The 14863-nt window shown below is 45.3% G+C and carries 12 protein-coding genes; 10 read left to right on the top strand and 2 right to left on the bottom strand.

Going from position 1 to position 14863, the window contains the following annotated elements; translation table 11 throughout:
• The first annotated feature begins 3 nt into the window (after positions 1-3).
• From QK890_RS05165 to QK890_RS05130, 8 genes are read left to right on the top strand one after another with little or no spacing between them, the layout of a single operon-like run.
• Positions 4-1269, top strand: a complete 1266-nt coding sequence (locus QK890_RS05165) for an ABC transporter permease (protein ID WP_032539835.1) — start codon at positions 4-6, stop codon at positions 1267-1269.
• A 21-nt stretch (positions 1270-1290) separates the two neighbouring features.
• Entirely contained in the window at positions 1291-2559 is a 1269-nt protein-coding gene (locus tag QK890_RS05160; RefSeq protein ID WP_005776265.1) for an ABC transporter permease, read from the top strand.
• A gap of 21 nt (positions 2560-2580) precedes the next feature.
• Positions 2581-3885: an ABC transporter permease gene (locus QK890_RS05155; RefSeq protein ID WP_032539836.1), complete on the top strand. Its 1305-nt coding sequence runs from the start codon at positions 2581-2583 to the stop codon at positions 3883-3885.
• A 6-nt stretch (positions 3886-3891) separates the two neighbouring features.
• Complete coding sequence (locus tag QK890_RS05150) at positions 3892-5199, top strand: ABC transporter permease (RefSeq protein WP_032539837.1); 1308 nt, start codon at positions 3892-3894, stop codon at positions 5197-5199.
• 18 nt (positions 5200-5217) lie between these two features.
• Complete coding sequence (locus tag QK890_RS05145) at positions 5218-6525, top strand: ABC transporter permease (protein WP_032539838.1); 1308 nt, start codon at positions 5218-5220, stop codon at positions 6523-6525.
• 3 nt (positions 6526-6528) lie between these two features.
• Positions 6529-7818: an ABC transporter permease gene (locus QK890_RS05140; protein WP_032539839.1), complete on the top strand. Its 1290-nt coding sequence runs from the start codon at positions 6529-6531 to the stop codon at positions 7816-7818.
• A 22-nt stretch (positions 7819-7840) separates the two neighbouring features.
• Positions 7841-9148 carry an ABC transporter permease gene (locus tag QK890_RS05135; RefSeq protein WP_032539840.1) on the top strand — a complete coding sequence of 436 codons (1308 nt, stop codon included), beginning with the start codon at positions 7841-7843 and terminating at the stop codon, positions 9146-9148.
• A gap of 5 nt (positions 9149-9153) precedes the next feature.
• Entirely contained in the window at positions 9154-10425 is a 1272-nt protein-coding gene (locus tag QK890_RS05130; RefSeq protein ID WP_032539841.1) for an ABC transporter permease, read from the top strand.
• A gap of 177 nt (positions 10426-10602) precedes the next feature.
• Here QK890_RS05130 and QK890_RS05125 read toward each other — a convergent pair whose 3' ends face one another.
• Together QK890_RS05125 and QK890_RS05120 are read right to left on the bottom strand one after the other, a co-directional pair.
• Complete coding sequence (locus tag QK890_RS05125) at positions 10603-11511, bottom strand: AraC family transcriptional regulator (protein WP_032539842.1); 909 nt, start codon at positions 11509-11511, stop codon at positions 10603-10605.
• The gene (locus tag QK890_RS05120; protein ID WP_005809437.1) at positions 11511-12410 is read right to left on the bottom strand and encodes an AraC family transcriptional regulator; all 900 of its coding nucleotides are present in this window, start codon (positions 12408-12410) and stop codon (positions 11511-11513) included. Before QK890_RS05120 ends, QK890_RS05125 begins: the two co-directional genes overlap by 1 nt.
• A 180-nt stretch (positions 12411-12590) precedes the next feature.
• Here QK890_RS05120 and QK890_RS05115 point away from each other — a divergent pair, with 180 nt between their 5' ends.
• Complete coding sequence (locus QK890_RS05115; RefSeq protein ID WP_032538128.1) at positions 12591-13856, top strand: carboxymuconolactone decarboxylase family protein; 1266 nt, start codon at positions 12591-12593, stop codon at positions 13854-13856.
• Positions 13857-14018: 162 nt separating this feature from the next.
• Entirely contained in the window at positions 14019-14684 is a 666-nt protein-coding gene (locus tag QK890_RS05110) for an ABC transporter ATP-binding protein (protein ID WP_005809433.1), read from the top strand.
• The last annotated feature ends 179 nt before the right edge of the window (positions 14685-14863 follow it).

The raw sequence follows: 14863 nt of genomic DNA, 5'->3' as shown, positions 1-14863 counted from the left end.
ACTATGATAACAATTTATCTCAAACAATCTTATAATTTGCTGAAAGAGAACCGTTTCGTAAATGGAATCTCTGTAGCGGGTACCGCTTTGTCGGTGGCAGCAGTGATGCTTGTTTACCTCGTCTATCAAGTAAATTTCTCTGCGTATGCGCCGGAGTCTAACCGATACCGCATCCTTTTTGTCAACAGTCTGCAAGCATGCGGGAGTGACGGGAATCCCATCAATAATGGGGGTATGAGTCACAAGGTAGTACGCGAATGTCTTTATCCTTTGCAGACGCCCGAGGCAGTGACTGCTTTTACCGACAGACAACTTCCGGTCAATATACGCGGACAGCAGTTTTATGATAAATATACGATTAAGTTTACCGATGACGGCTTCTGGAAAGTATTCGATTTCACCTTTCTTTCCGGTGTCCCCTTTACACATGCCGATTGGGAATCGGGTATACGGCAAGCGGTTATTTCTGATAAACTGGCACGTAAGTTATTTGGTACGGTTGAAGCAACAGGGCAGACTTTACGCATGAATTATGCCGATTATCAGATATGCGGTGTGGTGAAAGAGGTGAGTCAAGCTGCCGAAAACGCCTATGGAGATGTATGGGTGCCTTATACGGTCAACTCCTCCTTATTAAAGGAAAATGTTAACTATTGCGAAGGAACTACGGGGGAGTTTACCTCCTGCATCCTGGCACGTTCTTCATCCGACTTCGAACCGATCCGCAGAGAGATGCTGAAGTTGCAGGCGGCTTTCAATGCTTCGCTTACCAACACAAAACTTGACTATATGTATTCCCCCTATACCCAGTGGCAGGCTGTGCTGGGTACAAATGGTTTCGACCGGGGTACAGTGGGCGAATGGTTCAAAACTACCGGTGCGACGGTTCTTTTCCTTTTGCTCCTGCCTGCCTTGAATATAATAGGTATAACGCTGACACAGTTTCGCAAACGTCGCAGTGAGATTGGGGTTCGTAAAGCGTTCGGTGCTCGTTCGTTTTCGCTGGTAGAGCAAGTGATGACCGAGAACCTGTTGATCTCCTGCATAGGTGGGCTGATCGGACTGGTGTTGTCATACGCCCTGTTATCTCTTTGCAAGTCATTTTTCTTTTCGGGAACTATTGCTCTGACGCACGATATGCTGATACAGCCCTTCACTTTTGTTGCGGCTTTCTTTTTCACGCTGTTACTGAATTTGCTGAGTGCCGCGATCCCCGCTTGGCGGGCCTCACGGATGCCTATTACAGAGGCGTTGCATGATATGGAATAATTTTAAAAACAAAGACCCGTTATGATAAAGCAAATATTTAAGATAATATGGAACCAACGCCGCTCTAACGGTTGGATATGGATGGAACTTCTGGTCGTATTCGTTGCGCTGTGGTATCTGGTAGATATGTTTGTGGTACAGTTCTATTCCTATTCCCGTCCGTTGGGCTATGATATCACGAATTGCTGGCGGCTTTCGTTTGATGTTTATCCCGAAGATGCCGCCGAGTATGTCAGCGACACTACTCAGGCTCCTACCGAAGGCGAAGCATTGGCCCGGATCCTTGAACGCCTGCGTCGTGCCCCGGAAGTGGATAATGCTTGTGTTGCTTTCTATTCCTCACCCTATTCCGGAGGTAATTCATGGACACAGATCATGCCTTGTACGGCCGATAGCGGTAAGTTCAAAGAGCAATCCTATCACCAATATACCGTTTCTCCCGAATTTTATGATGTATTTCGTATCCGGAGCCGCGAGGGGCAGCTTCTGAGTGAATTATTGAACAAAAAACAGTTGGAATATTTTATTACTCCGGATCTGGAAAAAGATTTCTTCGGTGAGGAGTCGGCAGTAGGACAGAAAGTATGTTATCCCGGCAGTAGTATGCGGGAGATACGCATTGCGGCAGTGACCGTCCCGGTTCGTATGACCGAGTTTGTAAAGCCGGAGCCCGAACTTTTCTTTACTATGAGACCGAAAGAACTGGAACGTCAGGTGAATGCTTCCGGGGTAGCTAATATGGAGATAACCGTGCGGATGAAAGAAGATTTGACTCCGGAACAGATGGGGACTTTCCTAAACCGGATGAAGAGCCAGTTGACGGAGAATAATCTCTACGTTGCCAGCATGAAGGATATGAAGCAACAACGCAGTGAACGATTGCGGTCTGAATGGCGGAAAATCAGTATTAACCTTCTGTTGTCCGTTTTCATCTTGCTGAACGTGCTTTTCGGCATTACGGGAACTTTTTGGCTACGCATCGAGCAACGGCGTAGTGAAACCGGTCTGCGGATGGCACTGGGTAGTACACGTAGGCGGGTAGGATGGTTCTTCACTGCCGAGGGGTGGTTATTGCTGACCACCGTAACTCCGCTGGTGCTGTTTGTTATGTTCAATATGATACACATGGAAATTCCCGATTTGTACAATCTTCCTTTCTCCTGGTGGCGTTTTGCTGTCGGTTTTGGTGGGGTACTGTTGCTGATGGGGCTGATCATTGCGTTGGGCACGTGGTTGCCTGCCCGTCGGGCCATGAAGTTGCAGCCGGCGGAAGCGCTGCATTATGAATAATAAATTTAGTACCGAACAGACATGATAAAACTCTATTTCAAACAATCGTGGGCGTTGATCCGCCAGAATAAACTGTTCAGCAGTCTCTATGTGCTGGGCACAGGGCTGGCCATTGCCATGACAATGATTATTGTCATTGTGTATTATGTAAAGATCGCTCCTATCTATCCCGAAACGAACCGGTCTCAGACGATGGTATTGACGTCGGTAGCCGTAAAAAACACCGAGCAACATTCTATGACCAGGTCCTCCTGTTCTTATCATATGCTGAAAGAATGGATCTATCCGTTGAAAAACGCGGAAGAAGTGACGGCCGTTTTGGGACGTATGTTATTTGGAAATTATGTACAGCCCGAAGACGGTGGGAATGTAATTCCCGTAATGGTGAAACAGACCGATCCTGCATTCTTCCGGGTGTTCCCGTTTGAATTCCTGGGCGGACAGGCTTTCTCACAGGCCGATTTTGAAAGCGGAATCCACAATGTAGTGCTCTCGGAGAGTGGTGCCCGCCGGATATTGGGTGACACAGAAGCGGTGGGACGTACGTTCTCGCTGAATTTTGAAGACTATCGGGTAGTGGGCGTGGTGCGTAGCGGCAGTTATATGCTCAGCGACTCTTATGCCGACGTGTATATGCCCTATACTTGTATAACCGGTTATGATCGGGGGGATAAAATGGCCAATATGGTAGGTCCTTATCAGGTGTTTATCAAACTGCCTGGGTCGGATGATGGCCCGAAGCTACGTGCTGAAATACAGGAGTTGGTTCATAAATTCAACCACTCTCAGCCCGATCTGGAAATAGACCTGAACAATCAGCCTCTTCCTTATTGGCAGTATCCTCTTAAACAAATGGGGTATTCGGAGATTGACTGGGCGAACGTATTCAAAATACATGGTTGGCTGTTGCTTGCTTTCCTGTTTGTTCCGGCCATCAACCTGGGCGGGATGATTTCCAGCCGGATGGAACAACGTCTTTCTGAGATGGGGATACGCAAAGCCTTCGGAGCCAATCGTTCGGTATTGTTGGGACAGGTGCTTTGGGAGAATCTGGCGCTCACCTGTGTAGGCGGTCTTATCGGTCTGCTGTTGTCATGGGGAGGCCTGGTGTTGGGGCGTAATTGGATTTTCGGTTTGTTCAATTCGTGGCCGGTACCCATCCCCGAAGGAGTGGAGGTTAATCTAAGTCCGGATATGTTGTTCAGTCCGTTTGTGTTTGTCCTTGCGTTTGGTACGTGTGTATTGCTCAACCTGCTTTCGGCTTTTTGTCCCGCATGGTATTCACTGCGTAAAAACATCATATATTCCATCAACGAAAAGATATAAATAGCCATGAATCAATTAATACTGAAAAACTTGTGGGCGCGCCGCAGTCGCAACCTGTGGCTATTGGCCGAGATTGTATTGGTTTGTATTGTCTCTTGGAAAATAGCGGACCCTTTGGTCGTGCTTACCCATGACCGTACGTTACCTGAGGGCTTTCGTTCCGATCATTTGTTTGTTCTTGAACTGGCGACTTTGCCGGAGAAATCCGGGAAGTTTCGTCCCGAAGAAGACGACAGTCTGTCCCGCAGGGAAAACCTGGGCCGCATTTTTCAACAGGTGAAGAATTATGAAGGTGTGGAGTCTGCTACGTTCTTTTTCAATCGTATAATGCCTTATTCCGGTAGTAGTACCACTTCTCCCCAGACGTTTAAGGGAGATTCTACCTATATGCCGGCATGGCAGATCTCTTTTCTGAACCGTTCGGACTTTTTCCGGACCATGGGATTTGAAGGAGCTGAGGGGATAACAGCCGAAGAACTGGACGAACGTATCTTTGATAAAGATGAATATGTGCTGACAGCCAATACGTCGGAGTTCTTTTTGCATCCGGAGAGTCCTCTCACCGGGCGGACGACATGGAACAACGACAGCACTGCCGAATATCGGGTGGCGGGTGTGATAAAACCTTTTCGCTATCGAAGCTATATGCAACCTCAGCCGGTCCGTCTGAATCCTCTGTCGGTTATGCCCGAACGGTATTATTCGGATTTGCCCCAGATTGTTTTCCGAATTGGGGATCGTCTTTCCGAAGAGGTGTTTTTACATCACTTCATCCCTTGGACGGGGAAGGAGTTGAAAGCTGGAAATATATATGTGAATTCGGTGCAGTCGTATACCGATTTGCGTAAACAGTCGGAGTTCAGTGCCGGTACTACCGATACATACCGTAAAAATATAACTTTGGGCTTGTTCTTTCTGATCAATCTCTGTCTGGGGGTGGCCGGAACGTTCTGGCTGCAAACCCGTACACGGCGGGAGGAAGTCGGCATTATGCTTTCATTCGGAGCCCGGCCGCAAAACATTGTTCGCATGCTGCTGGGTGAAGGATGGGTACTGACAACAATCGGAACGCTGTTGGGATGCCTTGTTTATTTGCAATATGCCTTGAAAGAAGGACTATACTCCACAAATTGGGGATCATGGTCACCCGAAGTGGCTTCGCCTGCTTATTGGATCAATCATTTCGGTTGGCACTTTCTGGCAACTTCCCTGATGGTGTACATCTTGTTGCTGATTGTCGTTTCAGTCGGCATTTGGATACCTGCCCGGAAGATTAGCCGCATCAATCCGGTAGATGCTTTGCGTGATGAATAACTATTAAAATTACATACTATGATAAAACTTTATTTAAAACAATCGTGGATGTTGATCCGTCAGAACAAGTTGTTCAGCAGTCTGTATGTACTGGGTACGGGGCTTGCCATTGCCATGACGATGATTATTGCCATTGTGTATTATATTAAAATAGCTCCTATTTATCCGGAAGTGAACCGTTCGGTGACGATGCGGATGAAAGGGGTGAGTGCCATGCATGTGAAAGGAGGCGGAAATTCATATCTCTGTTCTTATGAAATGCTGAAAGAGTGGTTCTACCCACTGAAATCAGCGGAGCTGGTTACCGCTGTAAACGAACACTTTCTGAACCGGGAGGGGGCTTATATACAACCGGCCGGGGGAGGTGAGCAGATACCAGCTTTGGTAAAGTATACCGATCCTAATTTTTTTCGGTTATTTGAGTTTGAATTTTTGAACGGGAAGCCTTTTTCGGAGGCGGATTTAGCCAGTGGGATCCGTAATGTAGTACTTTCTGACCGGATGGCCCGCCGCATTTTCGGCAGGACCGATGTGGTTGGGCAAACGTTTAAACTGGATTTCAAAGAGTCTAAAGTCGTCGGAGTGGTACGTGAGGGTAGTTATCTGTTGCCGGCATCTTACGGGCAAATCTATATGCCCTATTCTTGCTTGCCAGGATATGACAGTAACAATGATGGCAGTCATAAAGTCGGTACCTATATCGTTTATTTCAAGGTTCGCCAGAAAGAAGATATGCCGAAACTGTATGCGGAGGTCAATGAAATGGTGCATAAATACAATATTTCCCAGAAAGAATATACAGTTGATATTTTTCATCAGCCGGATCCGTATTGGCAGACTTGGTTCAGAGAGGGCAATACGAACGAGATTGATTGGATGTCGGTCATTAAACTGTATGGAGGAGCTCTTTTGGCTTTGTTGTTAGTGCCTGCTATTAATTTGAGTGGGATGATATCCAGTCGCATGGACGATCGTCTGGCGGAAATGGGGATACGAAAAGCGTTCGGAGCCAACCGGAAACAATTATTGAATCAAGTGTTATGGGAAAATCTGCTTCTTACTTGCATCGGCGGGCTGATGGGACTTATTGTTTCATGGGGGCTGCTTGTGTTAGGGCGTAATTGGGTATTTAGCCTGTTCGACAAATATCCGACAGTTGTGTCCGACGGAGTCGATGTGGCTATCAATTCGCAAATGCTGTTCAGTCCTTTAATGTTTTGCGTAACGTTTGCTTTTTGTTTGATACTGAACCTTCTCTCTGCCTGGTGGCCCACATGGCGCTCGTTGCACAACGATATTATTGACTCACTTAACACTAAGAAATAAATCATGATACGACTTATAATAAAGAACCTCTGGGCCCGTCGCCGGAAAAACGGATGGCTGTTGGCCGAATTGATATTGGTATCGATTGTCACGTGGGTGATTGTCGATCCGTTGGTAGTGTTGACACACGATCGGAATCTGCCGGAGGGCTATCGTCCCGATCATCTTTTCTTGCTTCAGTTGGCATCGTTCCCTGCCGAATCGGAGCAATTCCATGCCGAAGAGAATGATACATTGGCGCGTAAAGCCAATTTTGAGCGGTTGCTCGACAAGCTGAAACATTATGAAGGAGTAAAGTATACTACTTTCATCTTGAATGGCCAATATCCTTCATCGAATTCCACGAGTAACGGTAATACGATGTTCGATACCATTCCGGTCCGCACTCTCCGTCTTACTTTCATGCCCCACACCGATTATTTCCGGACCATGGGGATGGAGGGAGCCGAAGGTATGACGGCCGAACAATTGGATAACCGTGACTTCCGTTGGACCGAATCGGTATTGACTGCGGACGTAGCGTATCGGCTGAAGGATGGAAAACCGCTTTACGGACGTCGTTTGGGGGAAAATGGAGATGATGAAGACTATCGGGTGGGAGGAGTGATCGTCCCTCTTCGTTACCGGAGTTATATGCAACCCATGCCCATAGAGTTATGCGTGTTTGAAGAGTTTCCTGATTATATGTACTATTATCTTCCGTTAATCGCTTTTCGTATAGACGACAATCTGTCGGAGAAGGCTTTTCTGCATCACTTCCGTGAGTGGATGGATAAAGGACTGACGGTAGGCAACTATTATGTGAAGTCTGTACGGTCCTTCAGCAGCATTCAGGATCAACATGAGTTTTCTGAAGGTATCACTAACCAGTATCGCCTGAACCTGGCTTTAGGTATATTCTTTTTAGTGAACCTTTGTTTGGGAGTGGCCGGAACTTTCTGGATGCAGACCCGTTCACGCCGTGAAGAGGTAGGCATCATGCTTTCTTTCGGCGGTAATCCTTCACATATCACCCGCCTGCTTTTATACGAAGGTTGGGTGCTGACCACATTGGGGACGTTGATAGGCTGCTTGCTCTATTTGCAATATGCGTTGAAGGATGGTCTCTATACTACCTGTACCGGTTCGGAAGAAGCGATGCCTGTTTATTGGATTAACCATTTCGGTCTGCATTTTGCGGCTGTTTCCCTGATTGTATACCTTTTGCTGTTGATTGTTGTTTCTATCGGAATCTGGATGCCGGCACACAAACTCAGCCGCATCAATCCGGTGGATGCTTTGCGGGACGAATAACCAATAAATAAAATAAATTGCTATGATGGTATTATACTTCAAACAGGCCTGGCAACTCCTGAAACAAAATCCTTTATTCAGCAGTGTGTACATACTCGGTACAGGACTGGGGATTGCCATGACCATGAGCCTGGTGATCATCTGTTACATCAAGATGGCTCCGGTCTATCCCGAAGAGAACCGGAACCGTATCCTGGTCAGTAAAGGAATGACTGTTGTAGAGCAGAAAAATCAGGAGAATTGGTTCAGTTCGCACGTATCCTTTCAGGCAGTGAAGCGTTTTTATTATCCGCTGAAGAGTACCGAGGCTGTAGGGGCATCTATGGATGGGCGCAGTACATCATTACTTGAATTGCCGGGTGACGGAGATTTGAAAGAGGTGCAGGTGAAGCTGGTAGATGCCGGGTTCTGGAAGGTGTTTCAATTTGCCTTTGTAGACGGTAGGCCGTTTAGTCAGGCCGATTTTGATTCCGGATTACGAAAAGCTGTCATTTCGCGTACAATGGCTCGCCAGCTTTTTGGAGAGGCTACACCGGTAGGTCGTACTTTTGTTCTTGATTCCGATGAATATAGAGTATGTGGAGTTGTAAAAGATGTTTCCTTCATTACCCCTGCTACGTATGCGGATATTTGGTTACCACTGACGGTTGATGCCGATATTATAAAGGATAATAAGGGTGGCTATGAGTTGGTAGGTGATCTGAATGTCTATATGTTGGCTCCTTCTGTCGATGCTAAAGATAAGGTAATTTCAGAGGTACGTGACGTGTTCCGCAAATATAATTATTCTCAGAAAAAATACAGTGCCGATTTACATGGGCAACCGGTATCTTACTGGAAAAGTATTTTTTATGAATATTCTTCTTCGGCACCCGACTGGGGAGAGTTGTTACGAGTGTATGGCACTATCCTGTTAGCTTTACTATTTGTTCCGGCACTGAATCTGGCAGGAATGATTGCTTCACGTATGAAGCGCCAGCTTTCCGAATTGGGCATACGTAAGGCTTTCGGTGCTTCCAAAATTTCGCTTCTGTTGCAGGTATTTTGGGAAAATCTGTTTCTTACTGGCATCGGAGGTCTGTTCGGTTTGTTACTTTCGTATCTGATTGTCTATTGTGGTCGGAACTGGCTTCCGGACCTGTTGTCTTTCTCGGCAGATGTGATGCCTGAGGGAGTCGATAGCTTCTTGACTCCCGGTATGTTGCTGAATCCGGTGGTGATAGGTATTACCTTCATGGTCAGCTTGGTGCTGAATGTATTGTCGGCTCTGATTCCGGCTTTGCATGCTTTGAAGAAAGATATTGTATATTCGCTTAACGAAAAAAGATAAAAGATATGAACCTGATGATGATACTCCGCCAGTTGTGGAACCAGCGTGCTGCTAATGGATGGATTCTGGGAGAACTGGTGGTTGTGACTTATTTTTTATGGGGAGTAGTCGACCCTGTGTACGTATTATTATCCGATAAGGCATTGCCCGATCATTATGATCTTACCGATACTTACCTGCTCAGTATAGGTGAATATTCAACTAACCATACCAAATATAAACCGGAGATGGCTTCCGATTCGCTGAAACGTATTGACTTTATGCGCATCGTAGATCAGGTACGCCGCTATCCGGGTGTTTCTAATGTGACTGTCAGCCTTTTTAATTCTTATCCGCAAAGCGGGGGCTGGAACGGAGGACAGGTTTTCAATGATACGATCCTTGCATATTCACAGCAGATGACCTTCCTTTCCGGAACCGACTATTTTGGAGTTTTCCGTATACACGATGCACGGACAGGGCAAATTCCTCCGGTACTTGCGGAAGGAGAACAGGGGATCTACCTGACTCCTGATCTCGCAGAGAAGTTGTTCGGCGAGAAATATCCGCAAAATAAATGGGTGCATTGGGGAGATACGACCCGTAAGTTTCCGTTGACCGCTATAATCGACCCCGTACAGATAAGAAGTAATAACCAACCCGGTCCTCTGATATTCAAGACTACTTCTGAATTGAAACATCTTCCGCGCAGAGTGCGGATTTGTTTTCGGGTGCGTGATGGACTCGCTTCACCTGTTTTCACTGAGACATTTAAACGTGAAATGCGTCCCCGAATGCAGATTGGGAACTATTATCTGGCATCGCTTACGGATTTCAGGACGGAAAGTAAAAATTTTGAGTATTATATGGGAACTACGGGGACTATCCGGTTGCAGACCATTCTCGCTTTATTTTTTCTGTTGTGTGTCTTTTTGGGGATGGGGGGTACCTTTTGGCTGCGTTGCAATGCCCGCCGGGAGGAAATAGGGCTCTATATGGCAATGGGGTCTAACCGTCACCGGTTGATCCGGCAGTTTCTTTTTGAAGCCTGGTGGATGGTGACTATCGCATTTGTAGTAGGAGCATTGGTACAACTTCAAATAGTATATCTGAATGGCTTTGCTTTCCCGCCGGATAATCCGACCCCGGATTATATACAGAATCGTCCGGTGTTGCACTTCCTTATTGTATCGGTTATTTCGTATGTTCTGATTCTGGCTGTTTCGTTTGTGGCAACTTATATTCCGGTTTCAAAAGCAGCACAGATGAATCCTGCGGATGCTTTGCGGGACGAGTAGCCGGATTGGTCGACAAATACCTCTACCACAGAGGAAACATGAAGTAACACAGATTATTTATATTGATCAGCAGTGACTTAAATTTTCCTCTGTGTTCCTCTGTGTTCTCTGTGGTGAGTTTTGACACATCTCCATGATTTTCAAAAAATTTTGGACGGTATATAACTTTTTTAAATATCAGTTCTGCGAATGTCTGTATTCGTTGGGCGTTACTCCCGTAATTTTCTTGAAAAACAAGCAGAATAACTGCGTGTTAGAAAATCCCAGTTGACCGGCTATTGCTTTGATTGTATTCTCTTTATCAAGTAGCATTCTCTTTGCAGTTTCCATTCTTTTTAACTGGAAGAACTCCAGTAAGGTTTTACCGGTTTCAAACGTGAGTAAATCTTCAAAATAGGCAACGGAGAGCTTTAAATTTTCAGCACAATATGCGGAGGTAGGCGGACCTTCCCACTTTAGCTTACCGGAATAAATATAATCATCCAATAAACGGTCCGTTTTGTCGAGCAGCACTTTATTCTTGTTCTCCCTGGTGATAAACTGCCGTTCGTAGAACCGGGTACAATAATCCAACAATAGTTCGATGTATCGTGAAATCAGTGTTTGGCTATGGCGGTCTATCGGGTGATGTAATTCCTCGTCCATTTCCCGTAGGCATTCTATAATCTTATCCTTTTCGCGTTGGGACAGATGTAAAGCCTCTTCTTTCCGGTAGAAAAAGAAAGTATATTCTTGAATGTTTTTTTCAAGTGTGGTACCATAAAGCAGATCGGGATGGAAAGCCAGTAACCATCCCTGCTGTGGGAGTACTCTGTTTTTGTGGATGTCGAAGGTTTGTTCCGGAGGGAGGAAAACCATTGTCGCATTGGAATAGTCATAAGCTTTGCGTCCGCAACAACAGCAATCCTCTATGTTGTTCTCCATCAACAGTATTGTGTAAAAATCGAATTTAATGCTGTGCTGTTCCACATTCGTATGGTCCAGACGGATAATGCTTGCCTGTGGATGCAGCGTCTTGCATCCCAGGCAGCGGTTGCATTGATGCACCGTTTTGATATCTAATGTTTCTTTACCGGAAGAGGCCATTATACTTGAATTATCCTGTATTCTGTTGGGGTACAGCCAACATTCTTTTTAAATATGCGTGTGAAATGTTGTGGGTATTGGAATCCCAGTTCATATGCAATCTCACTGACTGTTTTTTCTGAAGCCAATATCTTTTCTTTGGCTACATTTATTATTTTACCCTGGATGTATTCCTGAGCAGTCTTACCCGTTTCCTTTTTAACCAGGTCGCCGAAATAGTTGGAAGACAAGTTTACCTTATCTGCAAAATATTTCACTGTGGGTAATCCTTCGGTTTGCGACTGCTCACTTTGGAAGTAGAGATCCAATAGTTCTTCGAACTTCACCAGTACGTCCTTGTTTACTTTTGAACGTGTGACGAACTGCCGTTCATAGAAACGCATGCAATAGTCCAATAATAATTCGATATTTCTTGAAATCAGGCGTTTGCTGTGCTTGTCTATCGGACGTGATAATTCCAACTGGACTTTATCCAGACAATCCTGAAAGATCTTTTTCTCTTCGTCCGAAAGATGAAGGGCTTCATTTGAAGCGTATGAAAAGAATGAATACTGTTTGATTTCCTGTCCCAGAGATGTGCCGCGTATCAGGTCGGGATGAAATAGTATACCGTGTGACTTCGGACGTATCCCGTCAGTCACCTTTACCTCTACTACCTGTCCGGGGGCAAAACTTGTTACTGTGCCTTCCTGATAGTCATACATCTGCCGTCCGTAGCGTAGATCGCCGCACTTTGTTTGTTTCAGAAACAAAGCGTACAGTCCGTAGTTGAGGGTGAAGTGTGTGGGGAACAACGTGGCTTTCGACAAGTCGACTACTGTCACCAAAGGGTGCAATGTTTCGAGACCGTACATCTGGTTATACTGGTCTACCGAATTGAGCTTAATTACTTCTTCCATAGGGCATATTGTTATTTATCTGTGACAAATGTAGGGATTTTCATCATATGTAGTATGGGTTGGAGGAATAAAACCGGAATAGGGGTAAGAATATCCGTAATTGAGGTAATTACATCCGTAATCCGGGTATACGATGAGAACGGAAAGGTGCCTAAATTTGCATCATAAATTTATAATCTTATGAAAATGAAACATTTTATATGGGCATCGGCAATGATAACGTTGCTGTGCTATACCACAAATTCTTTAAATGCACAGAATATGAAAAAAGAAGAAGTTCTCCAAAATCCGAGTGTGTTTCCCATAGGAGATGCAAACGTGCAATATGCGAAGTTTTTTATAGGGCAGTCCTATCTGGCACGCTTGACGCAGAATGATGAATTGAATTGCCCTGTCAGCAATGTGACTTTCGAACCCGGATGCCGTAACAATTGGCACAGCCATACGGGCGGACAAATCCTGATAGCTGTCGGAGGAAGAGGGTATTATCAGGAAAAAGGGAAAAATGCCCGTCTGTTACTGCCCGGAGATGTAGTGGAGATAGCTCCGGATGTAGTGCATTGGCATGGAGCTGCCCCTGACAGTTGGTTTTCTCATCTGGCCATCGAATGTAATCCTGAAACCAACCAAAATACTTGGTTGGAACCTGTAGATGACCAGGCATACGCTGAGGCAACTTCCCCCCAAGGGATAGCTGCAACGAGTGTTTCCCGCAATGGCACGACGAGGTTTATCAATCTCGGAAACAATCTTGCACAGACCGATCCCGAACTGGAGGAAATATTCACTAATTTTGCTTTTGGCGAAACACAGCAATATGGTGATTTGGATACTCGTATGCGGATTTTGGTTACAATGGCTTCCACCATTGCCATGAGCACTGCGGGAGAGTATCAAAAAACACTCCAGGCCGCTTTTGTCAACGGAGTTACCCCGCTTGAAATAAAAGAAGTGCTTTATCATGCCGTTCCTTATGTGGGTATGGCAAAGGTTGTGGAATTGATTTCTATAGCCAATGGATTCTTGTCGTCAAAAGGAGTGAAGTTGCCTTTGGAACCACAGGCGGTGATAACTTCCGAAAACCGTATGGAGAAGGGACTTGCTTTGCAGAAATCCATTTTTGGCGAACGAATAGACAAAATGTATGAAACCGCACCTCAAGGACAATTGCATTTTCAGGAATATCTTTCCGCCAACTGTTTCGGTGATTATCAAACGCGTCCGGTTCTGGATGTAAAAACGCGTGAAATGTTAACTTTTGCCATCCTTGTGTCACTTGGGGGCTGCGAGGCGCAGGTCAAAGGCCATATTCAAGGCAATATAAATGTTGGCAATGATAAATCTGTGTTGCTGACTGTCATTACTCAATTGTTGCCCTACATTGGTTATCCGCGTACACTCAATGCATTGGCTTGCTTAAATGAGATTGTTCCGGAGGATAAGTAAATCAGGCAGTTCGTTAACGGGCAGTATGTTCATTATCGGACATCCTTCTGTTAGTTTAATGTGCAATTTATGAGGATGTTATTCTTTTGGCATACCATTTGACATGTCTTGTTCATATAAGCCAAAATGGAACAAAACGAATCATCTAAATAAATTAAAGTTATGATTACATTAACTTCCCTCTCAAAAATCTATCGTACAAACGAGATTGAGACAGTAGCTCTCGAGAATGTGAACCTGAAAGTGGATCGCGGTGAATTTCTTAGCATAATGGGACCTTCCGGTTGTGGCAAATCGACTCTATTGAATATTATGGGGTTGCTGGATGCGCCTACAGCTGGAACAATCGAAATAAACGGCACGCACACGGAAGGGATGAAGGATAAAGAACTGGCTGCCTTCCGTAATAAAACGCTTGGTTTTGTGTTCCAGTCATTCCATCTGATCAATTCTCTTAATGTATTGGACAATGTAGAGCTTCCCTTATTATATCGTCGTATAGGCTCTTCCGAACGTCGGAAACTGGCTCAGGAGGTGCTTGAGAAAGTTGGTTTGACTCACCGTATGCGGCATTTCCCCACACAGCTTTCCGGTGGTCAGTGCCAGCGCGTAGCCATTGCCCGTGCCATTATCGGTAATCCGGAGATTATCCTTGCTGATGAGCCTACCGGTAACCTGGACTCCAAGATGGGGGCTGAGGTAATGGAGTTGCTTCACCGGTTAAATAAAGAAGACGGACGTACCATTGTGATGGTAACCCATAACGAGGAACAGGCCAAACAGACTTCACGCACCATTCGGTTCTTTGACGGACGGCAAGTGCAATAATTCAGAAGCATTACACGAGGAATAAACGTTCATTTTTGATAAGAAAGAGAGTTCATTTGTGGGCAGAGTGTTCATTATCGGACACTCTGCCCAAATATTAAGTGGTTGTTTATAAGTGTATTAATTCTTTGGCATGTCATTTGAACATGATCTTAATAAAAAGAAATAATTTAAAACCA

The organism is Bacteroides sp. NGMCC 1.200775, from assembly GCF_040798045.1.
Classification (GTDB): Bacteria; Bacteroidota; Bacteroidia; order Bacteroidales; family Bacteroidaceae; genus Bacteroides; species Bacteroides hominis.
Note: the sequence above shows the minus strand (reverse complement) of the source record. Positions and strands in the feature narration are given on the sequence as shown.